Below are 26196 nucleotides of genomic sequence, written 5' to 3'. Positions count from 1 at the left end.
GAGGAATGACCGTGGGTCAGTCGACTCCCTTACAGAAAAGGCGAACTGATGGCACCGCCGGTCACACGACGCAAACGGGTCACCAAGAGTCCCGAGGACCGCAGGGCCGCACTGGTGCGGGGCGCGGCAAAGGTCTTCCGGGAGAAGGGCTTCGAGTCGGCGACGGTCGCGGAGCTGGCGGAGGCGGGCGAGGTCGCCAAAGGCACCTTCTATCTGTACTTCGACTCAAAAGACCAACTGCTGGGCGCGATATGGGAGGAGTACGTCGACGGATTCCTGCAGGCCACCCGGGAACGGCTGGAGGAGAGCGAGGACTGGTGGCCGACCCTGGACCGGCTGCTGCGCGCCCTGGTGGAGCACGCCGTGACCAACGCGGAACTGCACCGGATCGTCTACGGCTCGGCGAACGCCAAGGCCCTCGATCTGTGCCGGAGTTCGAACCGACGGGTGGTGGACCTGGTCGGCGACTTCGTCGAACGCGGCGCGCAGGCAGGAGCGTTCGAGGCGTGCGACATCCGGCTGGTGTGCCGGATGCTGTTCTACGCGGCGGACGGCCTGCTCGACGACATGATCAGCCGAGGCGAGGACATCGACCCGGAAGCGGTCGTGACAGCTGTACGGGAACTGACGCACCGCGGTCTCGGCGGGCCGCCCGTGCCGTCGGAACCGGCGCCCGCCGCCCCCTGACCGCGGACGGGTGGCTGATCTCAGCACCGTCTCAGCGGCGTCTCAGCGGCGTCTCAGCGGTCTGCGGCAGCATCGGACTCGTCGAAGGTTCCACACGATGCACGAGCTTCCACCGGGAGAGGTGCCCGCAGCGGCCCAACGGGGTGCCGGCGTCAGCCGGTTCGGGTGCAAGCCCACGCAGGTTCGAATCCTGCCCTCTCCGCCAGTTCCCGGCGCTCCGCGCCGGCCCTGTCCCCACGTTGCCGTCGCACCGCCGACGCACCGCCGACACACCGCCACCGATCGCATCGGAGAGTCCGCCGATGAGCGCTCCCAAGTCCGTTCTGATCGTGGCCAATCCGGCTGCCGGGTCGTACTCGGCCGACACCACCGCCGAGGCGCTGCGGCTGGTCTGGGAGGCCGGTCCCGCCGTCGATCTGATCCTGACACGGCACCCCGGCCACGCCCGTGCGCTCGCCAGGGCGGCCGGCGGTCCGGGCGGCCCCGACGTGCTGGTGTCGCTGGGCGGCGACGGCACCGCGCACGAGCTGATGACGGGCCTGGCCGACTCCCCCGAGCATCCGGCCCTGCTGGTCCTGCCCGGCGGCAGCGGCAACTCCCTCTACCGGGAACTGTGGTCGGACCGCCCCTGGCAGCCGGTCCTGGAGTCCGCCCTCGCCGCACCCCGCGTACGGCAGGTGGACCTGATCCGGGTGGCGGAGACCGGCGGCACCGCGCTGCTGGGTGCCTCGACCGGGCTCGCGGCCCGGACGCTGAACCCTTCCCGTGCCCGTGGGAGCGCCGCACGCGGCCGTGAGCGCTACGAGAAGGCGCTGCTCGACGCCCTCGACACCGGGTTCCCGCCCTATCCCGGCCGGGTGACCGTGGACGGTGCCGAGGTCCACTCCGGCGACACGGTCTGCGCCAACGTGGGCGGCGGACGCTACCGGGCCGGCCGTTTCATGGCCTGCCCGCACTCCGTCCTGGACGACGGCCTCCTCGACGTCTGTGTCGCGGGCACCGCCCTGCCCACCCCCGAGCTGCTGCGACTGGCCCGCGAGGGACGGCATGTGGGCCGCGAGGGCGTGGTCTACGCCCGTGGCCGCCGGATCGTCCTGGAACGCACCGACGGCCGCCCGCTGCTCTTCGAGTACGACGGCGACCTGGTCCGCACCGGCGACGCCACGCGGTACACGCTGGACGTCGTACCCCGGGCCCTGCGGGTTCTGGCGCCGTCAGCGGGGGCGTGAGATCGGGGCCGTCCGCTGCCCCAGGGCCACTGCCGCGGACGGTCGCCGCCACCCGCCCCGAGATGCCGCTCTCCTCCTGCGGGCCGGTGGCGGAGACCAAGCAGTAGTACGTGCGATCCCCGTGGATGTCTCGGCCCGAGTCGAGGACGTGCGCAAAACGTCCCGAAAAGCAACCACGCAGATCACGTGATACTTCTCACCCGCATTTTGCGGCAATTCCAGGCCGTCTCCGACCGCTCGGGCGGGTGTACCTTTATGAGCGGAAAGTGGAATGACGAGAATGCGGGGTTTGCGAGGGCCCAGAGGTCCTGGTTCACGTTGGTTGACATTGCTTGAGTGTGCGCGGGGACTGAGGCCCGGGAAGAGATGCTGAGCGCGATGGAGACAGACCACCAGGAGCAGCAGCCCCTTGCGGCAGCTCCCGACGACGAGTCCGACGCCCCCGAACCCGTGCTCACGTCCGACGGCGCCTCCGTCGACCAGGTGCGCGACTATCTGAAGGTGATCAGCCGCGTGCGGCTGCTCACCGCCGCGCAGGAGGTGGACCTCGCCAGACGGATCGAGGCCGGCCTGTTCGCCCAGCGCAAGCTCGACGAGGAGCGCGGTCTCGACCCCTTGTTCCGGCGGGAGCTGACCGCCGTCGCCGAGGACGGGCTGCGGGCGAAGTCGCACCTCACCGAGGCGAACCTCCGGCTGGTCGTGTCCATAGCCAAGCGCTACACGCGCCGCGGGCTGAACTTCCTGGACCTGATCCAGGAGGGCAACACGGGCCTGATCCGGGCCGTCGAGAAGTTCGACTACGTCAAGGGATTCAAGTTCTCGACCTACGCGACCTGGTGGATCCGGCAGGCGATTTCCCGGGCGCTGGCCGATCAGAGCCGCACCATCCGCATTCCGGTCCATGCGGTGGAAGCGATCAACAAAGTGGCCAGACTTCGTCGGGAATTGCTGCAGGAACTGGGCGTCGAGCCCACAGTGGAGCAGATCGCGGAGAAATTGGATCTACCCGTTTCGAAGATCGTGGAACTCGACACCTACATCAAAGAACCGGTTTCGCTGCATATGCCACTGGGCGAGGAGGGCGGCACCGAACTCGGCGATGTGATCGAGGACAGCGAAAGCGTCTCCCCCTTCGACGCGGTGTCGTTCCGCCTCCTCAGGGACACCATCCAGACCGTCCTCTCCGCGATGAGCCCGCGCGAGGCAGGCATCATCACCCTCCGTTACGGTCTGCTCGACGGCCAGGCGAAGACCCTGGAGGAGATCGGCCAGGTCTACGGGGTCACGCGGGAGCGCATCCGGCAGATCGAGTCCAAGACGATGTCGAAGCTCCGCCATCCCTCCCGCTCGCAGGCGCTGCAGGACTACGTGGGCTTGGGCTGAGCCCCGCCCGGCTTGCCTGCGGTGGAGCTACGCCCCACCGCAGGCAAGCCCTCACGCCGGCCTCGTCACCTCCGTCGCCACTCCTCCGCCAGCAGCTCGTACGAGCGGACGCGGTCGGCGTGGTCGTGGGTGATGGTGGTGATCAGCAGCTCGTCGGCGCCGGTGGCCTCCCCCAGCTGTTCCAGTTGACCCGCGACCCGGCTCGGCGTGCCGACGAACTGGGTGTCGACACGGTCCTGGACCAGCGCCCGGTCCACCTCGGTCCAGACATGGGCGCGGGCCTCGTCGGGGGTGGGGAAGGGGATCGCGCCCTCGGCCGTACGGATGCTGCGGACCCAGGGACCGTATCCGGCGGCCAGTTCACGGGCGCGCTCGTCGTCCTCGGCGACCACGACGTCGGCCGAGACGCTCACATACGGCTTGTCCAGTACGTCGGAGGGCTGGAACGCGGCCCGGTAGGCCTCCACCGCCTCCAGTACCGTCCCGGGGCTGACGTGGTAGTTCGCCGCGAACCGCAGACCGCCCCGGCCCGCCACCTCGGCGCTCTCGCCCCCGCTGCTGCCCAGGATCCACACCTGGACGTCGGCGCCCTCGCCCGGGACCACATGGGCCTCGATGCCGTCCGCCGACCGGTAGGTGCCGGCCAGCAGCGCGAGGATGTCGTCGATCTGCTCGCCGTACTCCTGCGACTCGGCGTTCGGCTGCTTGAGCAGTTTCAGCTGGAGGGCCACACGGGGTGAGCCGAGCAGATGCGCGAAGGAGAACTTCGGCGGGATCAACAGGCCGTTGGGGGCCCGGCCGTCCACGACCGGGGTCGCGTCGGGCAGCGGCTCGACGGGTCCGCCGGGCGGCCTGCCGCCGGACCGGCCGAGGCCGAGGTCGAGGCGCCCGGGGTGCAGCGCGTCGATGAGCCCGAACTCCTCCACCGTGGACAGGGCGGTGCGGTGGCCCAGTTGTACGGCTCCGGAGCCGAGCCTGATCGTCGAGGTCGCGGACGCGGTGAGCGCGAGCACGACCGCCGGGGAGGTGCCTGCCACTCCGGGGTTGAGGTGGTGTTCGGCGAACCAGTAGCGGGAGTAGCCGAGTTGTTCGGCCCGCCGGGCCAGGTCGATGGAGTTGCGCAGCGCCTCGGCCACGGTGGAGCCGGACGACACCGGGACCAGGTCGAGGACGCCGAGGGGGATGTCTGACATGGGTACGGGTTCTCCTCAGCGGTCGGCGGCGACGGGTACCGGCGCGGGTCCGGTCTGCACCGGGCCCCAGGGGAACGGCGGGTCGGGGATCTCGCGGCGCAGCACCGGGGCGACGGCCGACTGGAAGAGGGCGAGCGAATCGCGGTGCTGAGTGTCCGTCAGACCGCCCGCGTCCGCGTGGAGATGGAGGACGGTGTGGCCGAACTGCTCGTGGTAGCGGTGCACTTTCTCGATGATCTGCTGCGGGCTGCCGATGAGGGCCGAGCTGCGCTCCACGAAGTCCTCCAGGGTGGGGAAGACCGGTTCGAGTCCGAGGCGCTTCTGGAACGCCAACTGCCCCTCGAAGACGGGCCGGTAGGCGCTGATCGCTTCCTGTGACGTACGGGCCGCGTAGTAGCCGGCCGTCCCGGCGCCGACGGCGATACGGGCCGGGTCGTGACCGTGGTGCTCCCAGCGTTCGCGGTAGTGGCGGATCAACTCGGCGTACGGCTCGATGGGGTTGGAGACGTTCGCGGAGAAGAGCGGGTCGCCGTAGCGGGCGGCGAGGTCGACTGACTCCTTGCTCGTGGCGCTGCCGTGCCAGACGCGGATGGGCTGCTGGAGCGGTCTGGGCCATACCTCGGCGTCCACCAGTTCCGGGCGGAAGCGGGTCGCGGCGGTCACCTTGTCCTGCCGCCAGAGCGTGCGGAACACCTCGTAGCTCTCGGCGTTGCGGTCCCACTGGTCCTCGGGCGTGACGTCGAACAGGTCGCGCTGGGCGGCTCCGTTGCCCTTGCCGATGATCAGTTCGAGGCGACCGCCGGACAGGTGGTCCAGGGTCGCGTAGTCCTCGTACGCGCGGACCGGGTCGAGGAGGCTGAGGGTCGTCACCGCCGTGAACAGGCGGATGCGGGAGGTCAGGGCGGCGATGTGGCTGAGGACGACGGGTGGTGAGGAGGAGATGAAGGGGCGCTCGTGCCGCTCCCCCACGCCGAAGCCGTCGAAGCCCAGCTCCTCGGCCAGCAGGGCGTTGTCGAGGACCTCGCGGAAGCGGTCGGCGGTGGATTTCTGGATGCCGGTGACCGGGTCCGGCGCGTGCACGATCAGGGTGATCGCCAGGAACTTCACGAGGCGACCGCCCGCTCGCCGTGCGCCGCGGAGCCGGACCGGGCGGCGGGCCGGTCGAGGCCCAGGTGGTCGCGCAGGGTCGTGCCCTCGTACTCCGTGCGGAAGACGCCGCGCTCCTGGAGCAGCGGGACGACCGTGTCGGCGAAGACGTCAAGGCCGCCGGGGGTGATGTGCGGGACGAGGATGAAGCCGTCGCTTGCGTCGGCCTGCACGAACTCGTTGATGGTGTGCGCGACCGTCTCGGCCGAGCCGACGAAGGCCTGCCGGTTGCCGGTCTCGATGACCAGGTCGCGGATGGACCACTTGTTGGCCGCGGCCAGCTCGCGCCACTCGCGGGCGGTGGCGAGCGGGTCGCGGTACATGCGCACCTGGGCCCGGCCGCGGGCGAGGGTGTGCTCACCGAGGTCGGGGTCGATGTCGGGCAGGGGCCCGTCCGGGTCGTACCCGGACAGGTCGCGGTTCCAGACGAACTCCAGGTGCTTGAGCGCGGTCGCCCCGCTGACCTGCTGCCGGCGCACCTCGCGGGCCAGTTCGGCGGCGTCGGCGTCCGTGTCGCCCAGGACGAAGGTCGCGGCGGGCAGGATGAGCAGCTGGTCGGGGGTGCGGCCGTGGCGAGCCAGGCGGCCCTTGACGTCCGTGTAGAAGGCCTGGCCCTCCTTCAGGGTGGCGTACCTGCTGAAGATCGCGTCGGCTCCGGCGGCGGCGAACTCGCGGCCCTCCTCGGAGTCGCCGGCCTGGAAGATCACCGGGCGGCCCTGCGGGGAGCCCGGGACGTTGAACTGCCCCTCGATGTCGAAGTGCTGCCCCTGGTGGACGAAGGCTCCGGCCTTGGCGTCGCTCAGGAAGGTGCCGGTCGCCGGGTCGGCGACGATCTCGTCCCCGTGCCAGGAGTCGAAGAGCTCGTTCGCGGTGGCCAGGAACTCCTTGGCCCGGGAGTAGCGCTCCTCCTGCGGCAGGAAGCCGCCGCGGCGGAAGTTCTCGCCGGTGAAGGCGTCCCAGGAGGTGACGACGTTCCAGGCGGCGCGGCCGTCGGAGAGGTGGTCGAGGCTCGCGAACTGCCGTGCCACCTCGTAGGGCTCGTTGAAGGTGGAGTTGATGGTGCCGGTCAGGCCGAGGCGTTCGGTGACGGCGGCGAGCGCGGACAGGATCGTGAAGGTGTCGGGGCGTCCGACGACGTCCAAGTCGTAGATCTGGCCGCCCTGTTCGCGCAGGCGCAGGCCCTCGGCGAGGAACAGGAAGTCGAACTTGGCGCGTTCGGCGGTGCGCGCGAAGTGCGCGAAGGAGCTGAACTCTATGTGGCTGCCCGCCTGGGGGTCGCTCCACACGGTGGTGTTGTTGACGCCGGGGAAGTGGGCCGCGAGATGGATCTGCTTGACAGGCTTGCGGGGCTCGCTCATGTTCGTGGGTCCTTCCGGCTCAGACGGTGGTGACGGCGCCGGCGGCTGCGTCGGCCGCTGCGGCTGCGGGCTCGGCGGAGGCAGCGGCGTACCGGTTGGCCGGGCGGGCGAGCCCGAGCAGTCCGCGCAGGGTGTCGGCCTCGTACGCGTGCCGGAAGACGCCCCGGCGCTGGAGTTCGGGGACCAGGCCCCGGGTGATCGCCGGGAGGTCGTGGCCGACGACGGCGGGGCGCAGCCGGAAGCCGGTCAGTCCGGCCTCGCCGAACTCCTGCAGCAGGTCCGCTAGTTGAGACGGGGTGCCGGTGAAGATGCGGGCGTCGCTCGTGTACGGGTACCCCGCGAGGGCGTCCAGCCGCTCCTTGCGGGCCGCGGCCTCGGCGGGGTCCTCGTCCAGGAAGACGACCAGGTCGCCGAAGAGGTGCAGGGGCTCCCCCGCCCGCCCGGCCGCGTCCTGTTCGGCGCGCACCGAGGCGACGATCGCCCTGGCCTGCCCGGTGTCGTGCGGGGTGACGAACCCGAGGTCCGCGGAGCGGCCCAGCAGCCGGAACGGCGCACCGGTCACGGTGTCGTGGGCGAGCGCCCCGACGGGCGGCTGTCCCTGCGGGGGCCTGGGCGTGATCGAGGGTCCCTTGACGCTGAAGTGCGTGCCCTCGAAGTCGATGTAGTGCAGCTTCTCCCGGTCGATGAAGCGGCCGGTGGCGACGTCCCGGATCTCCGCGCCGTCCTCCCAGCTGTCCCACAGCCGCCGCACCGCTTCGACGTAGTCGGCCGCCTCGTCGAAGAGGTCGACCGTCAACTCCTGTACGGCGGGGCTCTCCAGGTCCTCGACACGGAACGAGGGGACCGTACGGCGGCCGAAGTGCGCGGCCTCGTTGCGGCGGGCCGACACCTGGATCCGTACGCCGCCACGGCCGGTGCTCACATAGTCCAGCGTGGCGATGGCCTTCGATATGTGGAACGGCTCCGTGTGCGTGGCCACCACGGTCGGCAGCAGACCTATGTGGCTGGTCAGTGGGGCGACCCGGGCGGCGATCAGGACGGCGTCGAGCCTGCCGCGGACCTGGTCGGTGCGTCCGTCGGGTTCGGTGAAGTGCGAGGACTGGAGGCCGAGGGCGTCCTCGATGGTCACGAAGTCGAGCAGGCCACGTTCGGCCTCGGTGACGAGGTCCGTCCAGTAGCCGGCGGTGAGCAGGTCCCGGGGGCGGGCCACCGGTTCGCGCCACGCGGCGGGATGCCAGCCGGCTCCGTCGAGCGCGACGGCGAGATGCAGGACGGAGGAAGAGGGCGAGGAAGAGGGCAGGGCAGAAGAAGGTACTGACGACACGACGGGGGTGCCTTCCTGATCGACCGTGGAGGAAGCCGGCCCTCACTGCGCGGAGGGCGGGGCCGCGGAGGTACGGGTCAGGGACGACAGAGCGCGCCGGCGACGCGCAGCAGGTCGATGTGCTGTCGGGAGTACAGGCGTACGCGGCGGCGCGGGGTGAGCTTGGGGACACGGAGGCGGGGGGTTGGGCTTGGTCGTCCCACGTGCGTCACCTCCGTCCTGCGGCTCGTCTCCTCGTCGACGCTGACAACAGTACGGCTGTTCCTTTTCTTCCGGCAGTACGAATTTGATCTCGGCGCTTCCTTGGGCGGTCGGTGCGTTGTCGTGTGCGGGTCGGTGGGGGCTGAGCGCGCAGTTCCCCGCGCCCCTGAAGGCGGGGCTTCGCCCGCGCCCCCTAGGGGCGCGGGGAACTGCGCGGCCAACCCCCACCGACCCGCACAGGCCACTGCCCACCTACTGAGACGTCGTCTCGGCATCTTGACGACACTCACTCAGCGCACAGACACTTGCGGGGACGGTCACGATTGTCAGCGCCCGTCGGACGGGGTCCTCCCCCGTCCGTGCGGTCATCGGCCCCGGCCCGCTGACAGGCAACCCTTCCACCGCGACGGGGTGCCCCGGGTGACGACCGGGTTCCGCCGGTGCGGCGGGACAAGCGTGGTCTCGCCTCGTGCGAGCCCCGACCGGGACGGGTGGGAATTGCCCAGGAACGGCTTGACGAGGCGACTGCACATCGATCTGCTGCGCGTCTCCAGCGCTTACTAGTCCGCCACCGGTCCACCCGGTCCTTCCGGTCCGCTCGATCCGGACCTGTCGGACCCGTGGAACCTGCCGGACGTGCACGACACAGCGCAGTCACTCCGTTTCGCCACTGGTGCCCACAAGGCGGCCAGGGCTTCCGCGATTTCCTCTGGAGAGCCATGCCCGAGACAGTTTCCCGCGGTTCGAGCACAGGTACCTTCGCCACGGCCGCCCGTACGGCCGTCACCGGCGCGCCCGCCTGCGGCACGGTCGCACCGAGCGCGACCGCACGTCCGCACCGCTTCCGCGGACGCATAGGTGTCGGTCTCGCCGGCGGCTTCTACCCGGCACCGCACCGCTATCAGCTGTATCTGTCCGAAGGCTGTCAGCGTTCGCTGCGTGTCTCGATCACCCTTGCCCTGCTGGGACTTGAGGGCTCGACGGCCACCACCGTGCTGACCTGTCCCGCCGAGACGCCCGACGCCTTCGCCTCGCTGCGCCGGGCCTACGAGGCGACCTGGCACCACTACGACGGCCCGCTCACGGCGCCCGCGCTGTGCGACCGGTGGAGCGGCCGCGTCGTCAGCAACCACACGCCCGACATCCTGCGCGACCTCGCCGACCTCGCCGACCTCGCCGACCTCCGGGACGACGAGGGGCCCGGCCTGCCCGCGCTGCGGCCGCCGGACCTCGCCGCGGAGATCGACGCCCTGCGGGAACTCCTCACCCGGGACGTCACACCGGACTCCCCGCCCCCTGCACGCGCGGCCACACTGACCCTGCTCGACCACCAACTGGCTTCCAGCCCTCACGTGTTGGGGGAAGCAATCACGGCCGCGGACGTGGATCTGTGGGTGGCGCTCACCCGTCTCGGCCCGGCCGACGACGCCCTGTCCGCGTACCTCCATCTGGACCGGTACGTCCGGCGTCTCGGCCGCCACCCGGCCTTCCTCGCCGGTGTGCGCATGTGCGCATGATCACGTCGCCACCTGGGTCGCCTGCGCCGACGACGTGCCGGTGGCTGGCGCGAGCGGCCCTCGCGGCGGTGGAGTCGACCGCGCCGGCCCTGATGCAGCCCGTGGAGACGGCACCTTCACGCCGAACCCGGGCTCATGCGGGGCGGATCACACTGTGGATCGCCGCCTCGCCGGCCCAATAGATCGACTCCTCGCGGATGGCGACACCCGGGCTCGGGGCGTGGATCATCATGCCGTTGTCCGTGGCGATGCCGACGTGCGCGACCTGTCCGCTGAAGAGAACCAGGTCACCGGGCCGGATGTCCGAGACGGGGACCGGAGTGCCGGCGGTCGCCTGGTCCTGGACGGAACGCGGGAGCGCGACTCCGGCGACCTTCCAGGCGGCCTGCGTGAGACTGGAGCAGTCGTACGAGCCCGGTCCCATCGAGCCCCATACGCACGGCTTGCCGATCTGGGCGCGTGCGAAGTCGACGGCCCTGGCGCCCTGGCCGCCGTACCCGGGGTCGGGCGCGGCATAAAGGGGCGTGCCGTAGGGGGGCGTTGTGTAGGCGGGAGCAGGGGCAGGGGCAGGGGCGGCGTATCCGGGGTTGGCCGCGGCCTGCATGTCGAGGGCGACTCCCGTGGCGATGGGCGTGCTCGCGTCGACGTACCTGCTCGTGTCGCTCTGCCGGCCCCGGGCGTAGGGGGCACCGGCGTACTGGTCGACCCCGAGGTACATGCCGTTGCCGATGCTCTGGTCGGCGGCGGCACCCGCTCCCGCGTCGGGTATCCCGGGATACGTGGCCGTACCGGCGTACATGTCCGTGCCCGCGCGCATGTCCGTACCGATGGCCGGCTGCTGCCACGCCTCCGTGACCGGCGCGGCCGTGCGATAGCCCTGCTGCTGGGCGGCGGGGCCCCAGGCGCCCTCGATCGCCTGGAAGGGCCGCAGTTCCGCGACGGGTGCGGCACCGCGCCGGGCAGCGTGTCCTGCCAGCAGGTCACGGGCCTGGCCGAGCTTGCGCTGGTTGCGCTGTTTCGACGTCCGCAGCGTCGCCTGCGACGGTCCGCCGGACGCCCCGGGCAGGGCCTTGTCCGCCGCCTGACGCTGGGCCGGAACGGCCGGCAGCGCGGCGACGGGTCCAGCGGTCAGCTCGGCGACGGGCCTCGCGGTCAGTTCCGCGACGGGTCCTGCGGCGCCTCCGGCACCCGGGCCGCCGCTCGCACCGGCGGTCAGCTCCAGAACGGGCTTGTCGGCACCCTCGCGCGCCCCGCGTCCCTCACGGCCACCGCCGTCCGGACGGCCGCCCGAATCGGCGGGCCGCGACCCGGCCGCACCCCGGTCCGGTGTCCTGTCCGGCGGCAGCACCGCCGGGAAGACGGGGCCCAGCTGCGAACGGCCCACGTCGAACCACTGCTTCGCGACGTCCGGCAGCGGGGCGGCGGCATCGGTGGCTCCGCCCCGGCCGCCCCTGTCCCCGGACGTGGACGCCGGCTTGAAGGCGTCGCGCGTCCCCGCGCTCATCGCACGGGTCACGTTGATGTTGCCCGTGGCGTTCTCGACGCGGTCGTAGAGATTGGTGATCCGCTGCTGTACTTCCTCGCGGCTGGGTTCGTCACCCCGCTGGGCGGGAATGCCTGCGGAGGCGAACTGGTCCACGGAAGCGGGGGCCGCCTTCACGAGGGCGGAGCGGGACATGCCGGGGAGGCCGGTGCCTCCGGGGCGCTGCGTTCGTTCCGGCGCGATGGGAGACGACTCCTTCCGTGCACCGCCTGCCGGGCCGACCGCCGGGTTCGGGCGGACAGTTCGGACGTCCCTGCCCTACGGCCCCTGCCTGCTGCGCAGTTGGGCCGGTTCACCCGGAAAGTCGACTGGACCTACGGCTCCGGCCGCCACGAGGGCCGGTCGGATTCGGCGGAGACCGCGCGACCCGGCGAGGTTCACCGGAGCCAGTCGAACGGCCTAGCCGTCAACTTAGCCAACTTGTGTGTCTCGCGTGAAGATTGAAGTGCGAAGTGTCCGATATGTAAATGTGACCTTCGTCGTACCCGACGGTGACCTTGGCCCTTTGACCACCTCACCGCGACCGGTCCGTCACTCGCGGTTCACCCGGGCCCAGTCGGGCGCGGAGAGACCGAGGAGTTCCTCGATCCTGGCCTTGTCCGGCAACGGGCCGTGATCGCCGGTCACCTGGAGCGCCGAACCGGCGGTGATGTGTCCGAGCCGCAGCGCGCGCTCCATGTCGGCGCCGCGCAGCAGGCCGGTCAGGAACCCGGCGGCGAAGGCGTCTCCCGCGCCGACGGGCTCCACCACGTCCGTGCGCAGGGCGGGCACCGTCCAGGAGCCTTCGTCGCCGAAGACCGTGGCCGACCGGCCGCCGTCCTTCACGACGAGAAGACGCGGATGCGGCAACAGCCGCCGTACGCCGTCCGGTTCGAGGCCGGCGTCCCACAGGTCCTGTGCCTCGTCGAGACCGACGAGGACGAGGTCGGCGCGGTCGGCCAGCTCCCGCAGCACGGGGGCGGCCGTGCCCGGCGGCCACAGCGCCTTCCGGTGGTTGACGTCGAAGCTGATGGCGTACGGGCGTTCGTCCGGCGGGGTGGCGAGCGCCTCCTCGACCAGGCTCAGGCAGGACCGGGACAGGGCCGGGGTGATCCCGGTGAGGTGGACGACGGAGGCGGACCGCAACCGGTCGTCCTTGAGCACCTCGGGGCCCAGGGCCGAGGCCGCCGAACCGCCGCGGTAGTAGTGGACACGGGTGCCGGTGGCGGCGGGCTCCTTCACGAGCAGGCCCGTGGGCCGCTCCGGGTCGTGCCGCACTCCCCCGACGTCGACACCGGCCGCGCCGACCGCGGCGCGCACCCGCCGGCCCAACGCGTCGTCGCCCAGCGCCGAGAGCCAGGCGACGGGGACGCCCAGGTCGGCCAGGTACATCGCCACATTCGACTCGGCCCCGGCCACCGACAGGCGCAGGCCCTCGGCGCGCTCCAGGGACTCGGCCGGGGCGGGGGCGAGCGCGGCCATCGTCTCCCCGACACAGACCACCGGCCCTTCGCGGGGCCGCCAGGCGGCGCGGGATGCGGACGCGCTGTTCATGCCGCCTCCTTCCTGGACGAGTCGGGGCCGTGCCGGTAGGGGTCCGCCGGTCTCCCGGGTACGTCGACCCGGACCGTGAACACGGCGCCGTCGTACGGGCCGGGCGCGGCGAGGCCCACCCGGGCGCTGGTGACGTACAGCAGGTCCTCCCGCAGGCACACTCCGGCGGGCTGCCGCGCGGGCAGCCTCAGGGTGCGGTCGAGGCAGCCGTCCGGCAGATACCGGCGTACGGTGCCGGTGCCCCACACCGCGATCCACACCGCGCCCTCGGCGTCCACCACCATGCCGTCGGGGCTGCCGTCGTCGACGGTGACGTACGCCTCCGGGGCGCCGAGGCCGCCGGTGGCGCGGTCGACGGAGTGGCGCCGGACGACTCCACGGGCGCTGTCGGCCAGGTACATCGTGCGTCCGTCGGCCGTGAAGGCGGGCCCGTTCGGCACGGTGATGCCGTCGAGGACGCGGACCACCGTGCCGTCGTGGTCGACGCGGTAGAGGGAGCCGGCTCCGTCGTGGGCGTCGTAGGCCATGCTGCCCGCCCAGAAGCGGCCGGAGGGGTCGGCGGTCCCATCGTTCATGCGCATGGGTCGTGCGGGGCCCGTGCCCGTGTCCACGTCCGCCTCGGGCCGGGCCAGCCAGTGGGGCGGGGTGCCGGGGGTGAGCAGGCAGATGCCGGTTCCCGCGGCGGCGATCCAGGTGCCGGGGGCGTCGGCCACGGGGGCCACCGCGCTCAGCGGGAAGGGCAGGTGCGCCAGTTGCCGGAAGGGGTCGGCGGGACGGTCCGTGGTGGCGGTGAGCAGGCGGCCCGCGAGGATGTCCACGAGCACGATGCCGTGGTCGTCCGTCCAGCGGATGCCTTCGCCGAGTTCAAGACGGTCGGGGCCGAGAACGGCTGGCTCCGCCCCTGTCCCTGGCTCCGCTGCGGCTTCGGCTTCGGCTGCCGCTTCGGCTTCGGCTTCGGGGTGGGTCACGACGTGCCTTCGTTCGCCACCGTGAGGAACGCCCGCGCGCGGTCCCGCAGTGCGGTCAGGCTGCCGCCGTCGGCCGCGTCCCCGATCAGCGGTGAGCCGACGCCGACGGCGGTCGCCCCGGCCGCCAGATACGCGCGGGCGGCGGCCCCGTCGACCCCGCCCACCGGCACGAACAGCTCGTGCGGGAACGGGCCGCGCAGGGCCTTGAGGTAGTCGGGTCCACCGGCCTGGGCGGCGGGGAAGATCTTCAGGGCGGCGGCGCCGAGGGGCCGTGCGGCCAGGATCTCGGTCGGGGTCATCACCCCGGCCAGGACCGGCAGTCCCAGTTCGCGTGCCGCGGTGACGCCGTCCCCGAGTGCGGGGGTGACGGCGAAGTCCGCACCGGCCTGCCGGGCGGCGCGGGCGTCGTCGGCGGTCAGGACCGTACCGGCGCCGAGGGGGCGGTCGGGGCCGAGCTCCTTGCGGGCCCGCTCGATGACCGACAGGGCGTCCTTGCCGCTCAGGGACACCTCGATCAGCTCGATGCCCTCCTCGGCGAGGGCCAGCACGGTGCGCACCGCCGCTTCCGGGTCGTCGCCGCGCACGATCGCGACCAGGCGGTGTGCGGTGAGGGCCGCTCGAAGGTCCAGCAGGTCCATGGAGACTCCTTGTGGGACAGGTCGGTTCAGGTGCAGCGGCAGTGCGTGGTGAGCGTCAGCCGCCACCGCGCCTCGCCGGACGCGGGTACCCGGGCGGCGTCGCCGGGATTCGCCTCGGCGAGGTCGAAAACGCGGCCGAGCATGGGCTCGACGCCTGTGCTGCGGTAGGGGCGCCCGGCGGGGAAGCCGCCCAGGTTGCGCCAGAGGGCGACGGACGTGGGCTGCCCGTCGGCCTCCAGGGCCAGCGAGAGCCGGTCCCGGCCGTCGTGGACGCAGCAGCCGGGGGTGTCCACGACGGCGCCGACCGCGGTGCCGTCGTCCGGCCCGAACCGGTCCATACGCAGTCCGCAGGGGTCGGGCCAGGTCCCCTCCACCCACGGGGCGCCCTCGGGCCACGCCCGCGCCAACAGGGGGGCCGCCTCGGGGAAGAGGCGGGCCCGCGCCCCGTCGCCGATGCGTACGCTCGCCCGCTCGGAGAGGTCGAGCAGGGCATGAGCGGCCCACACGAAGCGAAAGCCCGCGTCGGCCGTCAGCACGTAGTCGGCTTCCGCTCCGTCGGGGGTGCGGCGAATAGTGCGGCTCAGCGTGAACCGGTCGCAGTGGACGACGTACCGGTCCTCGCCACGTTCGGGGCCCGGATCCTGGTCCTGGCCCACGTCCGAGGCCTGGGCCCGGATCTGGTCCGGGCCCGCCACCCGCTCCGGGTCTGAGACCGAGCCCGGGTCTGGGGCCAGGGCCGGGGCCGGTTCCAGGGCCGGAGTCGGGGCCGAGGCCTGGACCGGGGCCCGGTCCTTGGCCGGAGCCGGGGCCAGGGTCCGGGTCCAAGGGCGGGACCACGCCTCCCCGTGGTCGGGGTCGCCCCGGACCGTGGGGACGCATTCCTCCAGGCCGCCCGCGTCCACGAAGGCGTCGCCCGGTGCGACCCCCTTCCGTTCGGGGGCGTCGCGGTGCCACAGCCACTCCCGGCCCGCGGTCGTGCGCAGGGAGGTCCAACGGCCGCCGTGGGCCGGGTCGGTGACCACGTCGAGCGGCATGCTCACCACTCCGCGAAGGAGCCGTCGGCGTGCCGCCACACCGGGTTGCGCCAGGCGTGTCCTGACCGGTCCGCGGCGCGTACGGCGGTCTCGTCGACGGTGATGCCCAGACCGGGGGCGTCTCCGCGCGAGGCGTGTCCGTCGACGAACCGGAACGGCTCGGGGTCGACCAGGTACGACAGCAGGTCGGCGTCCTTGTTGTAGTGGATGCCCCGACTCTGCTCCTGGATCAGGAAGTTGGGGGTGGCGAAGGCGACCTGGAGGCTGGCCGCGAGCGCGATCGGGCCGAGCGGGCAGTGCGGAGCCAGTTGCGCGCCGTGCGTCTCGGCGAGCGACGCGATGCGGTGCACCTCCGAGATGCCGCCGGCGTGGGACAGGTCCGGCTGGGCGACCGCGATACCCGCGGTGAGTACGGGCAGGAAGTCGGCGCGGCCGTACAGCCGTTCACCGGTGGCGAGCGGGATCGGGCTCGCGGCGACGAGGCCGGCCAGCAGGTGGCCGTGCTCGGGCACGACGGGTTCCTCGACGAACAGCGGGTGCAGGGGCCCCAGTTCGGCCAGGACCCGGCGCGCGCCCGCCGCCGTGAAACGGCCGTGGAAGTCGACGGCGACATCCCGGTCCGGGCCCAGTGCCTCGCGGGCGGCCGCCACCCGGCCCACGATCGCGGCTGTCTCGGCCGGAGTGGGGATCGGCGAGGTGGCCCCGGCCCCGTTCATCTTCACCGCCGTGAAGCCCGCCTCCACCTGCGCGGCTATCTGCTCGGTCAGCTCGGCGGGTTCGTCGCCGCCGACCCAGGCGTAGACGCGGACGCGGTCCCGCACCGGGCCGCCCAGCAGCGCGTGCACCGGAGCCCCGTACGTCTTGCCCGCGATGTCCCACAGGGCCTGGTCGAGCCCGGCGACGGCGCTGGAGAGCACCGGGCCGCCGCGGTAGAAGCCGCCCTTGGTCAGCACCTGCCAGTGGTCCTGGATGCGCAACGGGTCCTGGCCGATGAGGTGTTCGGCCAGCACGTCGACTGCGGCGCGCACGACCTCGGCCCGCCCTTCGACGACCGGTTCGCCCCAGCCGACCACACCGTCGTCGGTCTCGACACGGCAGAACAGCCAGCGGGGCGGAACCAGGAAGGTCTCGATACGGGTGATCTTCACTGAGAGCGGGAGCCTTCCGTCGCGTCGGGCACATGGCGGTCACCGGCGTCATCGGCGGTATGGGCGGTATGGGCGGTATCCGCGTCGTCGGCGTCGCCGAGGCGGTCCAGGTCGCGGCCCGCCTGGTCGAGCAGGGCCCGCATCGCGTTCTCGGCGGCCCGCGGGTCCCGGTCGCGTACGGCGTCCAGGACCGCCCGGTGCGCCGGGACCGGATCCTCGCTGTGCGGGGCGCTGTGCACGATGCGGTCGCGGTGGGCCAGCCCGGACTCGATCACCATCTCCATGCGTTCGAGGAGTTCGTTGTGGGTGGCGGCCAGCAGAGCCCGGTGGAAGGCGAGGTCGGCCTCCACGGCGTGGGCGGCGTCGCCGCCCTCCCCCATCGCGTCGAGCGCGCCGTCGAGGGCCGCCAGATCGGCGTCGGTGCGCCGGGCGGCTGCCAGCCGTACCGCGGCCGGCTCGATGATGGCGCGCACCTCGGCGAGGTTCTGCAGCAGCGCCTCGTCGGCCTCCGAGGTACGGCCACCCTCGAACTGCCAGCGCAGCACGTCGACGTCGAGGAGGTTCCACTCGGCACGGATGCGGACGAACGTGCCGCGTTTCTGGCGGGCGTCGACCATCCCCTTGGCGGCGAGCACCTTGAGGGACTCGCGCAGAGCGGTGAGGCTCACGTCCAGCTCGCTCTGCAGCGCCACCAGGTCCAGCGTGGCCCCCTCGGGGATCTCGCCGCCCAGGATGCGGCGGGCGAGGACTTCCACGGTCTGGCCGTGCACGCCGCGGCGGGCATAGGGCGTCATGTCGTACAGCCTTTCTACTGGGCTTACGGCTGGGCGGTGGGCGTGGTCATGCGGAGGCCTTGACGACGCTCCAGCCGCCGTCCACCACCAGGCTCGTCCCGGTGATGTACGAGGCTTCGCCGGCGCTGAGGAAGGCGATGGCCGCGGCCACCTCCTCCGGTGAGCCGAAGCGGCGCGCCGCCGTCTCGGCGATGCTGCGTTCCCGGTCCTCGGGCGTGACCCTGTCCCAGGCGGCGGTCAGGATCGGGCCGGGTACGACGGCGTTGACGCGGACCTCGGGCCCGTACTCGACGGCGAGCTGTGAGCACAGGGAGAGCAGGGCGCCCTTGGAGGCGGCGTACGCGGGGTGTCCCGGGATACCCCTGTTCGCGTGGACGGACGAGGTCAGCACGACCGCTCCCCGGTGTTCCCGCAGGTCGGGCAGACAGGCCCGGAAGCCGAGGAAGGCGCCGGTGGTGTTGACGGCGAGCTGGCGCTGCCACGAGTCGAGGGACATCTCATGGGCGGGTGTCACCTCGACGGTGTAGGCGTTGCTGACGAGGACGTCCACGGGTCCGAAGCCGTGGGCGGCGGCCACGATCCGGGTCCAGTCGTCCTCGGCGGCGACGTCGGCCCGTACGAACCGTGCGTGGCCGCCCGCCTTCGTGATGCGCGCGGCGATCCTCTCGCCCCGGTCCTCGGCGAGGTCGGCGAGGACCACGGCGGCGCCCTCCTCGGCGAGGCGTTCGGCCGTGGCGGCTCCGATGCCGGAGGCCGCGCCGGTGACGACGGCCGTGCGGCCGGTGAAACGGGCGCCGGGCGGTCGTGCGGGCTGCTCCATCGTGGGGTTCGACTCCTTCGCGTGCGGGGGACGGCCGTCCGTCCCGAAAACATATGCCGGACCGCTGTCACCGCCGCCGCAGCACCACCAGTTCGGCGTCGTGGCCCTCGCTCCAGGTGAAGGGCAGACCGTGGTGCAGCAGATGTGCTCCGCTGTACGTCCTGTCCGATCCGGCGTCGTGGTAACGCGCTTCCGGATCGAGGCCGCACAGTCTCAGCCGGTCGGGGCGGCCGGGCAGCAGCGGGGCCCCGTCGAGGCGCCCGGTGCCGAGGGCCGCGACGACCGTGCGCCCCGCCCGCGGATCGTCGTACTGCACACCGTAGGTGGGGTCCCCGGGGGTGCCGAGGAGGTGGACATCGCCCTGGTGGATGGTCTCCCGTACGTCCTTGTAGCGGGCGATCCACCCGGCGGCCTCGGCGCGTTCGTCCGGCGACCAGGCCCGCAGGTCGGCGCCGATGCCGAGGACTCCGCACATGGCGTTGACGAACCGGAACGCGAGGCTGCGCGGGCGCGGGTCGAAGATTCCGGGCGCGTCGGTGACCCATGAGCTCATGACGTGCGGAGCGTGGGCGTGCAGGAAGCCGTACTGGATGGCCAGCCGGTCCAGCGGGGCGGTGTTGTCGCTGGGCCACACCACGTCGGTGCGCGCGACGGTCGCGTGCTCGATGCGTGCGCCGCCGCCCGCGCAGCCCTCGACCGTGACGTCGGGGTGGGTGGCGCGCAGGTGGTCCAGCACACGCAGGTATCCGGCGACGTGCTCGGCGTCCAGGTCGAGCCGGGCGTCGGGCGGGGTGCCCGCCCGGCCGCGTTCGGTGGGCGGCCGGTTCATGTCCCACTTGAGATAGCTGATGTCGTACGCGGTCAGCAGCCGGTCGAGGGTGCCGATGACGAAGTCCTGGACGTCGGTGCGGCCCAGGTCGAGGAGCAGTTGGTTGCGGACCAGGCGGGCGGGGCGGTCCTCGATCCGGTAGGTCCACTCGGGGTGTTCGGCGTACAGGCGGCTGCCGGGGCTGATCGCCTCGGGCTCCACCCACAGGCCGAAGTCGAGGCCGAGCCCCCGGATGTCGTCGACGAACCGCCCGAAGCCCTGCGGGAAGGCCGCCGGGTCCGGGTACCAGTCGCCGAGGCCCCCGGTGTCGTCGGTGCGGCCGGTGAACCAGCCGTCGTCGACGACGAACAGTTCAGCTCCGATGTCGGCGGCGGCCTTGGCCAGCTCCAGCTGCCCGGCCGCGTCGACGTCGAAGCCGGTGGCCTCCCAGGAGTTGTAGAGGACCTTGCGGGGCCGGTGCAGCCGCTCGCCGGAGAGCCGGCGTTCGTAGCGGTGCCAGACCCGGGAGAGCCCGTCGAGGCCGTCCGGACTGAACGCGCAGGCCAGTCGGGGGGTCGTGAGGGTTTCGCCGGGGGCCAGGAGCACGGCGCCCTCGTGCGGGACCCGTCCGGCGCGGACGCGGACGAGACCGCCCGGTTCGGCCTCCGCGGTGATGTGCCAGTTGCCGGACCATTCGAGGGCGATGCCGTACGCCGGGCCCCCTCCCGCCGCTGTCCCGTCCGCGCCGTCCTGCATCGCGAGCCAGGGCGCGTACGCGTGTCCGGGCACGCCCTGGGTGCTTCCCATGGTGAACGTGCCGCGTGGCAGGTCGAGTTGGGTGCGCTGGAACTCCTGCGACCACTGGCCGGTGAGGCAGGTCAGCCGGGCGGCGCCCGTGACGGGGATGTTCACGGCGGCCGAGTCGAGCCGTTCCAGGCGCAGTTCGCCCCTGGTCGCGGTCAGTTCGGTCCAGCGCAGGATCACGTCCGTGCCCGGCACCACCTCGTAGCAGAGGACCGTACGCAGCCCGAGGACATGATCGGTGAAGGCCAGCCGCAGACTGCCCTCCTCCCCTTCCTCCGCCCCGTCGAACTCCCACCACACCCCCCGCTGATCGCCCGGCCGCCCGGCGATCAGCTCGCTTCCGGTGAACGGCCGCAGCCCGTACGGCAGATACTCGGCCGGTGCCGCGTCCGCGGGCGTGATGAAGTGCGTGCGCCGCGACCAGTCGAGGGCGGACGGGCCGTCCTCGACGCCGGTCGGGCCCCAGGCTTCGAGCTCGGCCCACGGGCCGTCCGGGGACAGCCGCACGGTGTAGTTGGTGTGTTCGGCGCGCAGGGTCCAGCGCCGGGCCGTAGCCACCTGTTCCCGCTCCGCTCCCGTGGTCACTTCACCGCTCCCAGGTTGAGGCCGGCCACGAAGTGCTTCTGGAACCGCAGGAACACGATCACGGTGGGCGCGGCGGCGATGACGGATCCGGCGGCGATGACGTTCCACATGGACACGTACTGCCCCTGGAGTCCGATGAGGGCGGCGGTGATCGGCATCTTGGTGTCGCTGCGCAGCACGGTGATCGCCCACAGCAGGTCGTTGAAGATCCAGGTGAACGACAGTGCGCTGAGGGCCGCGAGGGCGGGGCGGGTGAGCGGCAGGATGATCCGCCAGAAGATCTGCCAGGGTCCGGCGCCGTCGACGACCGCCGCCTGCTGGATCTCCGGCGGGATCGACCGCATGAACCCGTGCAGGACGAAGACGTAGAAGCCGACGCCGAAGCCGATCTGTACGCCGACGAGGGCGGGCAGGGTGTCGTAGATCCCCAGCAGTTCGCTCAGCTTGGAGACGGGGATGAGGAGGATCTGCGGCGGGAGCAGGTTGCCGCCGAGCATGAGCAGCAGCAGGGAGCGGCGGAACGGCATGTCGTAGCGGCTGAGCCCGAACGCGGCCATGGCGGCCAGTGCGAGCGTCACCAGGACGGCCGGCACGGTGACCAGCAGGCTGTTGATCAGGGCGCGCTGCTGGCCGCCGTCGTTCCAGGCCTGGCCGAAGTTGCCGAGGGTGAAGGAGTGCGGCCGGCTGCCCAGGCCGTGCGCGGCGATGTCGTCGAAGGTGCGCAGGCTGGTCACCAGGACCAGGGCGATGGGCAGCAGCCACAGCACGGCCAGGGTGCCCGCGCCGAGGTGGAACCCCGCGGTGGCGGCCCGCCTGCGGCGCAGCGCGGTGGCGGAGGCCGACGGGGTGGAGGAGGCGGACGCGGTCGAGGGGGCTGACGGGGCGGACATCAGTCGGCCTCCCGGAACGCGCGGACGAGGTAGGAGCAGATGACGCCGAAGGCCAGCACGAAGATGACGACAGCGAGGGCGGACCCGTAACCGAGGCGCAGGGACTGGAAGGCAGTGGAGTACATGTACGTGCTCAGCAGTTCCGAGGAGTGGTAGGGGCCGCCCCGGGTCAGCGACCACACGACGTCGAAGGAGCGCAGTGAGTCAATGACGATGACGGACAGGACGACGGCGTTGACACTGCGCAGCTGGGGCAGGGTGACGTGCCGCAGCCGCTGCCAGGCACCGGCGCCGTCGACCTTGGCGGCCTCGTACAGCGCCGGGTCGATGCCCTTGAGGCCGGCGACGTACAGGACCATCACGTAACCGATCTGGCGCCAGAGCGCGGGGACCATCACGGCGTACAGGGCGGTGTCCTGGTCGGCGAGCCAGGCGTGGCGCAGGTTGCCGAGGCCGACCGATTCGAGGAGCTGGTTGAGGACTCCGTCGGGCTGGTAGATCGCCTGCCACACCAGGGCGGTGGCGACCAGGGAGAAGACGACGGGCAGGAACAGGGCGGCGCGGTAGAAGCCGACGCCGCGCCGTTCCTGCTGGAGCACGAGTGCGGCGCCGAGGCCCAGGACGGCGGACAGGCCGCCGAAGAGGACGAGCCAGAGCACGGTGTGGCCGGTCGCGTCGAGGAAGACGTCGTCGTGGGCCATCTCGCGGAAGTTGGCCAGGCCGACGAACTTCGGTGGGGAGACGCCGTCCCAGCTGGTGAGGGCGAGGTAGAAGCCCTGGAGCGCCGGCCAGAACACCCAGAGCGCCTCGGCGAGCAGCGGGACGAGGACGAAGGCGAGGACCAGCGGGGGTGTGCGGCGCGGGCCCCGGTTCCGCCTGCCCCGGGGCGGCGGGGCGGGGGCCTTTCGGTCGGGGGCGGTCAGGACGGCCGTGTCGGGCATGTCAGGCGGTCCAGATCTTCGCGGCGTCGCGCTGCCAGTCGGTGAGGATGGAGCCGATCTGCTTCGGTTTGGCGATGAACTTGGTCAGCGCGTTGTCGGCGGTGGGCTGGAGGGCGTCGCTGGAGTCCCGGTTGAAGAACTGGGTGATCTCGGCGGCCTCCTCGATGTGCGCCCGGCCCTTCTTCACCAGGGCGGTCCCCGAGTCCTTGGCGTCGGGGTTGCACGGCAGGACCGTGCCGGAGGAGCCCTTGATGTAGATCTCCTGGGCCTCGGCGCCGGCGAGGTAGCGCATCAGGTCGACGACCTGGTCCTGGCGGCCGGTGCGGGCGCTGGCGAAGTAGCCGTCCGTGGGCGCTTCCTCGGCGAGCGGGACCTTCGGGTCGATGACGGGGAAGCGGAAGAAGTCGATGTCGTCGAGGGCGTCCTTGGGGGCGGCGTCCGCGAAGAAGGTGCCGATGAGCATCATGCCGCTGCGGCCGTTGAGCAGGGAGGTCGTGGCGTCCTGGAAGGCGACGGCCGTGCCGTTCGGGTCGAAGTAGGGCAGCAGTTCCTGCCAGCGGTCGAAGACCTTGCGGACCTCGGGGTCGTCGAACCGGTGTTTCCCGGCGAGGAGTTCGCGGTGGTACTCGGCGCCGTTGATGCGGATGTCCAGGTAGTCGAACCAGGCCGAGGCCACCCAGGCCGTGTTGCCGCCCGCGCCCAGGCCGATGGGGTCGACGCCCTTGCTCTTGAGCTTGTCGCACAGGTCGAGGAAGTCGTCCCAGCTCCTGGGCTCGCTCACGCCCCACTTGGCGAAGTTCGACTTGCGGTAGAACATGCCCCACCAGTAGTAGGTGGTCGGCACGAAGACCTTCTTGCCGGAGGCCGAGGTACAGAGGCTGTTGAGGGCCTTGGAGTAGCCCTTGAGGTCGGGTGAGGACCAGACCTCGCCGAGGTCGAGCAGCAGGTCCTTCTTCGCGTACGCGTCCGCCACCGACCCGGGGTACCAGGTGTAGACGTCCGGCGGGTTGGCGGAGGTGAGGTAGGTCGGCAGCTGGGTGCGGAAGGTCTCGGCGGCGACCGTGTTGAGGCTGGCGCTCCCCGACCCCTTCTTGGCGTACGCGGCGACGACGTCCTGCATCGCTGCCTTGGCCTGCGGGGCGGAGAGGTTGGACTGGAGGGTCACCGAGCCCTTGGACGAGCTCTTGCCGGTGGAGGTCGAGGTGACACAGCCGCTGAGCAGCGCCGCTGTCCCGGCGGCGCCGGCACCGGCGAGAAACCGGCGTCTGCTGGTCTGGTGGTTCGTCATGAGGGGCTCCCTGTGGATCCGCGCTGATCCAGATTCGCGTGACGCTCACGCCACGTCAAGAATAATTACTAATTTATTTGGACTGGGTCCGGGTGAACGACGTCAGGTGGACGCGACCGTCGACGCCCCGGTACACCGCGTCCACACCGGCCGTGCCGTCAGGCCCGGCCGCCCCGGCCACCGCTCCCAGCGAGCCCTCGAACGCGGCGCTCGGGAACTCGTCCCGCTTCGTCCAGCCCTGCCAGGCGCCGTCCTCGTAACGCCGCTGCCAGAGCGTGTAGTCGGCGGCGCGCGCGTACAGCACGACGGTGTTCCCGGCCGTGACGAGGGTCGGGCTGCCGCTGACGGTTCCGCCGAGCGAGGTCCACGGCGACCACTCCCCCGCCGCCGTCCGGGTCCGGGTCCACACGTCGTCGGCGGCGGTGCGGACGGCCACGTGGATCCGCCCGTCCGAGCCGACGGCGGCGGACGGACGCCCGTACGTCGGCCGGTCGTCGGGTGCGCCGAGCGAGGACCAGCCGGTCGACGGGCCGCGCCGCACGACCTCCCCGTCCGTGCCGCGGGCGACCAGCGTCCAGTGGCCGGGGTCGGTGAACGCCACCGTCGGCGCGTCGGTCACCCGGCCGCCCAGGCTCTGCCACGCGCCCCAGCGTCCGTCGGCGAGGACCCGCCGGTGGACGCGGGAGTCGGTGCCGCGCACGAAGACGTCGATCCGGCCGCCGGCTGAGGCGTACGCGGCGGGCTGCCCCAGGAACCTGCCTCCCGTGGGACCGCCGAGGTCCCGGGTCCGGCCCCGGCCGTTGCCGTCGGACGTGGTGGTGTGCTGGACGAGGGATCCGTGCGGTCCGCGCAGGAACGTGGTGAGCGAGTCACCGTCGCGCACCACGGCCGGGCTCGCCGAGGTCTTCTGTCCGAGGCTCGTTCCAGGCAGGGCGTCGGCGCCGGTCAGCTTCAGGAACGCGGTGCCGTGCGCGGGCACTTCGACCGTGTACGTGTCACTGTGGGCGCCCCGGTCCGCACGGGCCCGCAGGTCGCGGACGTCCACCGCCCCGCCGAGCCCGACGTCGGAGAACCGGACCGTGCGCTCGGCCGGCTTGTCGGAGCGGTTGAGCAGCACGACCGCACGCCGGCCGTCCCCCTGGAGGACCTTGCTGTAGACGTCACCCACGGAGTCGCTCGCCACCCGCACGCCCTGGACGGCCAGCGGGTCCTGGTCGACGGCGATGATCTCCGGGTTGCGCAGTGTCCTGAGCATCGACGGCGACAACGTACGCGGATCGGAGCCGAGGACGAGCGGCGAGGCCATCTCGGCCCACATCACGAACTGCGTGGTCGACTCCTCCTCCGTCAGCTCCAGCGAGCCGTCGCTCATGGGCCGCGTGGGGATGAGGTAGTCGGGGTCGTTGTAGTGGCCCGGCCCCTGCGCCTCGGGGTGCCAGGCGTTGGCGTCCATGTTGCGCAGCACGTTGGGCCACTGGCCGGGGCTCGGGGTGCCCCACGCGATGTCCGTGCCCGTACGCCACGAGTCGGCGATCGTCGGGGCGTAGACGTACGAGTTGTGCGCGTCCTGCTCGGGCGTGTGCGGCACGCCCCAGTCGTCGGTGAGCGGGTTGCAGAGGTTGAGCAGCATCTTGCGGCCGGACTTGGCGACCGCGTCGCTGAACTCCTTGAACGCCGGGCCCGGATCGAGCTTCGCCCCGATCCCGCACAGGAAGTCGACCTTGACCGCGTCGATCTTCCAGCCGGCGAACTGCCGCGCGTCCTCGTCGTAGTGGCCCCTGCTGCCGAGTCCGCAGCTCTTGCCGCCGTCGTAGGCGCCCGCGTCGGTGTAGATGCCCGCCTTCAGGCCGCGCTTGTGGAGGTACGAGACCAGTGCCGGGATGCCGGAGGGGAAGCGGTCCGGGTGGGCGACCAGGTTTCCTTGCGCGTCGCGGGGGTTGTCGGCCTGCCAGCCGCCGTCGAGCCACACGACGTCGTAGCCGCTGTCGCGCAGACCGCTGCTGACCAGCTTGTCGGCGACGGAGCGCACTTCCTTCTCGGTGGGCGCGCCGAGGCCGTAGTAGGTGTTCCAGCCCATGTAGGGCGTGGGCGCGAGGCCGCTGTCGTAGTACTCGGGCGCGCCCTGGTCGACGCCGGCGCCGGTCGCAGCCTTGCCGGTACTGGCCTCCGCCCTGCCGGTCCCGGCCGTGGCCGCGGGGGCCGCGGTCACCGCCAGGACCGTTGCGATGGCGGCCGTGGTGGCGCGGCGGGTCAGTCTGCGAGCCGCGGGTGTGCGGACCTGCGGGTGTGAATTCACTTGCCTCTCCCGGTGGTTGGGAAGCACGAAAGTGCTGGGAAGCACGAGGGCGTGACGTGGGCCGCGCG

General features: G+C 72.0%; 21 protein-coding genes, 1 tRNA gene, 1 pseudogene and 1 riboswitch. Of the genes and pseudogenes, 5 read left to right on the top strand and 18 right to left on the bottom strand.

What is annotated here, in order from left to right; all coding sequences use genetic code 11:
- Positions 1 to 48 precede the first annotated feature (48 nt).
- The 4 genes and pseudogenes from C6Y14_RS26130 to C6Y14_RS26120 all read left to right on the top strand — a co-directional run.
- Positions 49 to 687 carry a TetR/AcrR family transcriptional regulator gene (locus C6Y14_RS26130; RefSeq protein ID WP_107019284.1) on the top strand — a complete coding sequence of 213 codons (639 nt, stop codon included), beginning with the start codon at positions 49 to 51 and terminating at the stop codon, positions 685 to 687.
- Positions 688 to 802: 115 nt separating this feature from the next.
- Positions 803 to 892, top strand: a tRNA-OTHER gene (locus C6Y14_RS44200).
- 97 nt (positions 893 to 989) lie between these two features.
- On the top strand, positions 990 to 1916 hold the full coding sequence (locus C6Y14_RS44195) for a diacylglycerol/lipid kinase family protein (protein WP_159074313.1): 927 nt from the start codon (positions 990 to 992) through the stop codon (positions 1914 to 1916).
- Between the two features lie 345 nt (positions 1917 to 2261).
- Positions 2262 to 3299 (top strand): annotated as a pseudogene (locus C6Y14_RS26120) (RNA polymerase sigma factor); the annotation flags it as partial.
- A 65-nt stretch (positions 3300 to 3364) separates the two neighbouring features.
- On the opposite strand, the gene C6Y14_RS26115 reads toward C6Y14_RS26120, so the two are convergent.
- The 5 genes from C6Y14_RS26115 to C6Y14_RS45910 form a co-directional block, all read right to left on the bottom strand.
- Complete coding sequence (locus C6Y14_RS26115; protein ID WP_107019282.1) at positions 3365 to 4492, bottom strand: LLM class flavin-dependent oxidoreductase; 1128 nt, start codon at positions 4490 to 4492, stop codon at positions 3365 to 3367.
- A gap of 15 nt (positions 4493 to 4507) precedes the next feature.
- On the bottom strand, positions 4508 to 5599 hold the full coding sequence (locus C6Y14_RS26110) for an LLM class flavin-dependent oxidoreductase (RefSeq protein ID WP_107019281.1): 1092 nt from the start codon (positions 5597 to 5599) through the stop codon (positions 4508 to 4510).
- Complete coding sequence (locus tag C6Y14_RS26105; RefSeq protein WP_107019280.1) at positions 5596 to 6996, bottom strand: NtaA/DmoA family FMN-dependent monooxygenase; 1401 nt, start codon at positions 6994 to 6996, stop codon at positions 5596 to 5598. The genes C6Y14_RS26110 and C6Y14_RS26105 overlap by 4 nt, the downstream gene beginning before the upstream one ends.
- A 19-nt stretch (positions 6997 to 7015) precedes the next feature.
- Positions 7016 to 8320, bottom strand: a complete 1305-nt coding sequence (locus C6Y14_RS26100) for an LLM class flavin-dependent oxidoreductase (RefSeq protein ID WP_107019279.1) — start codon at positions 8318 to 8320, stop codon at positions 7016 to 7018.
- Between the two features lie 77 nt (positions 8321 to 8397).
- On the bottom strand, positions 8398 to 8796 hold the full coding sequence (locus C6Y14_RS45910; protein ID WP_404828837.1) for a putative leader peptide: 399 nt from the start codon (positions 8794 to 8796) through the stop codon (positions 8398 to 8400).
- A 40-nt stretch (positions 8797 to 8836) separates the two neighbouring features.
- Positions 8837 to 8984: riboswitch (SAM riboswitch) on the top strand.
- Positions 8985 to 9240: 256 nt separating this feature from the next.
- Here C6Y14_RS45910 and C6Y14_RS26095 point away from each other — a divergent pair.
- The gene (locus C6Y14_RS26095; RefSeq protein ID WP_107019278.1) at positions 9241 to 10038 is read left to right on the top strand and encodes a glutathione S-transferase family protein; all 798 of its coding nucleotides are present in this window, start codon (positions 9241 to 9243) and stop codon (positions 10036 to 10038) included.
- 133 nt (positions 10039 to 10171) lie between these two features.
- Here C6Y14_RS26095 and C6Y14_RS45180 read toward each other — a convergent pair whose 3' ends face one another.
- From C6Y14_RS45180 to C6Y14_RS26030, 13 genes are all read right to left on the bottom strand, one after another.
- On the bottom strand, positions 10172 to 11716 hold the full coding sequence (locus C6Y14_RS45180) for a C40 family peptidase (RefSeq protein WP_225891282.1): 1545 nt from the start codon (positions 11714 to 11716) through the stop codon (positions 10172 to 10174).
- 396 nt (positions 11717 to 12112) lie between these two features.
- The gene (locus C6Y14_RS26085; protein ID WP_107019277.1) at positions 12113 to 13114 is read right to left on the bottom strand and encodes a sugar kinase; all 1002 of its coding nucleotides are present in this window, start codon (positions 13112 to 13114) and stop codon (positions 12113 to 12115) included.
- On the bottom strand, positions 13111 to 13965 hold the full coding sequence (locus tag C6Y14_RS26080; RefSeq protein ID WP_225891316.1) for an SMP-30/gluconolactonase/LRE family protein: 855 nt from the start codon (positions 13963 to 13965) through the stop codon (positions 13111 to 13113). Before C6Y14_RS26080 ends, C6Y14_RS26085 begins: the two co-directional genes overlap by 4 nt.
- Positions 13966 to 14078: 113 nt before the next feature.
- Complete coding sequence (locus tag C6Y14_RS26075) at positions 14079 to 14711, bottom strand: bifunctional 4-hydroxy-2-oxoglutarate aldolase/2-dehydro-3-deoxy-phosphogluconate aldolase (RefSeq protein ID WP_107019539.1); 633 nt, start codon at positions 14709 to 14711, stop codon at positions 14079 to 14081.
- A 35-nt stretch (positions 14712 to 14746) separates the two neighbouring features.
- On the bottom strand, positions 14747 to 15754 hold the full coding sequence (locus C6Y14_RS26070; RefSeq protein ID WP_107019275.1) for a hypothetical protein: 1008 nt from the start codon (positions 15752 to 15754) through the stop codon (positions 14747 to 14749).
- Between the two features lie 2 nt (positions 15755 to 15756).
- Complete coding sequence (gene dgoD, locus C6Y14_RS26065) at positions 15757 to 16902, bottom strand: galactonate dehydratase (RefSeq protein WP_107019274.1); 1146 nt, start codon at positions 16900 to 16902, stop codon at positions 15757 to 15759.
- Complete coding sequence (locus C6Y14_RS26060; RefSeq protein WP_225891281.1) at positions 16899 to 17696, bottom strand: FadR/GntR family transcriptional regulator; 798 nt, start codon at positions 17694 to 17696, stop codon at positions 16899 to 16901. Before C6Y14_RS26060 ends, dgoD begins: the two co-directional genes overlap by 4 nt.
- 46 nt (positions 17697 to 17742) lie before the next feature.
- Complete coding sequence (locus tag C6Y14_RS26055; protein ID WP_107019273.1) at positions 17743 to 18516, bottom strand: SDR family NAD(P)-dependent oxidoreductase; 774 nt, start codon at positions 18514 to 18516, stop codon at positions 17743 to 17745.
- Between the two features lie 67 nt (positions 18517 to 18583).
- The gene (locus tag C6Y14_RS26050) at positions 18584 to 20713 is read right to left on the bottom strand and encodes an alpha-galactosidase (RefSeq protein ID WP_404828833.1); all 2130 of its coding nucleotides are present in this window, start codon (positions 20711 to 20713) and stop codon (positions 18584 to 18586) included.
- Positions 20710 to 21603 carry a carbohydrate ABC transporter permease gene (locus C6Y14_RS26045; RefSeq protein WP_107019272.1) on the bottom strand — a complete coding sequence of 298 codons (894 nt, stop codon included), beginning with the start codon at positions 21601 to 21603 and terminating at the stop codon, positions 20710 to 20712. Before C6Y14_RS26045 ends, C6Y14_RS26050 begins: the two co-directional genes overlap by 4 nt.
- Positions 21603 to 22544: a carbohydrate ABC transporter permease gene (locus C6Y14_RS26040; protein WP_107019271.1), complete on the bottom strand. Its 942-nt coding sequence runs from the start codon at positions 22542 to 22544 to the stop codon at positions 21603 to 21605. The genes C6Y14_RS26045 and C6Y14_RS26040 overlap by 1 nt, the downstream gene beginning before the upstream one ends.
- A gap of 1 nt (position 22545) precedes the next feature.
- Entirely contained in the window at positions 22546 to 23832 is a 1287-nt protein-coding gene (locus tag C6Y14_RS26035) for an ABC transporter substrate-binding protein (protein WP_107019270.1), read from the bottom strand.
- A gap of 73 nt (positions 23833 to 23905) precedes the next feature.
- Positions 23906 to 26128: a glycoside hydrolase family 27 protein gene (locus C6Y14_RS26030; protein WP_107019269.1), complete on the bottom strand. Its 2223-nt coding sequence runs from the start codon at positions 26126 to 26128 to the stop codon at positions 23906 to 23908.
- Positions 26129 to 26196: the final 68 nt, after the last annotated feature.

This window comes from Streptomyces dioscori (assembly GCF_003024195.1).
Classification (GTDB): domain Bacteria; phylum Actinomycetota; class Actinomycetes; order Streptomycetales; family Streptomycetaceae; genus Streptomyces; species Streptomyces dioscori.
Note: the sequence above shows the minus strand (reverse complement) of the source record. Positions and strands in the feature narration are given on the sequence as shown.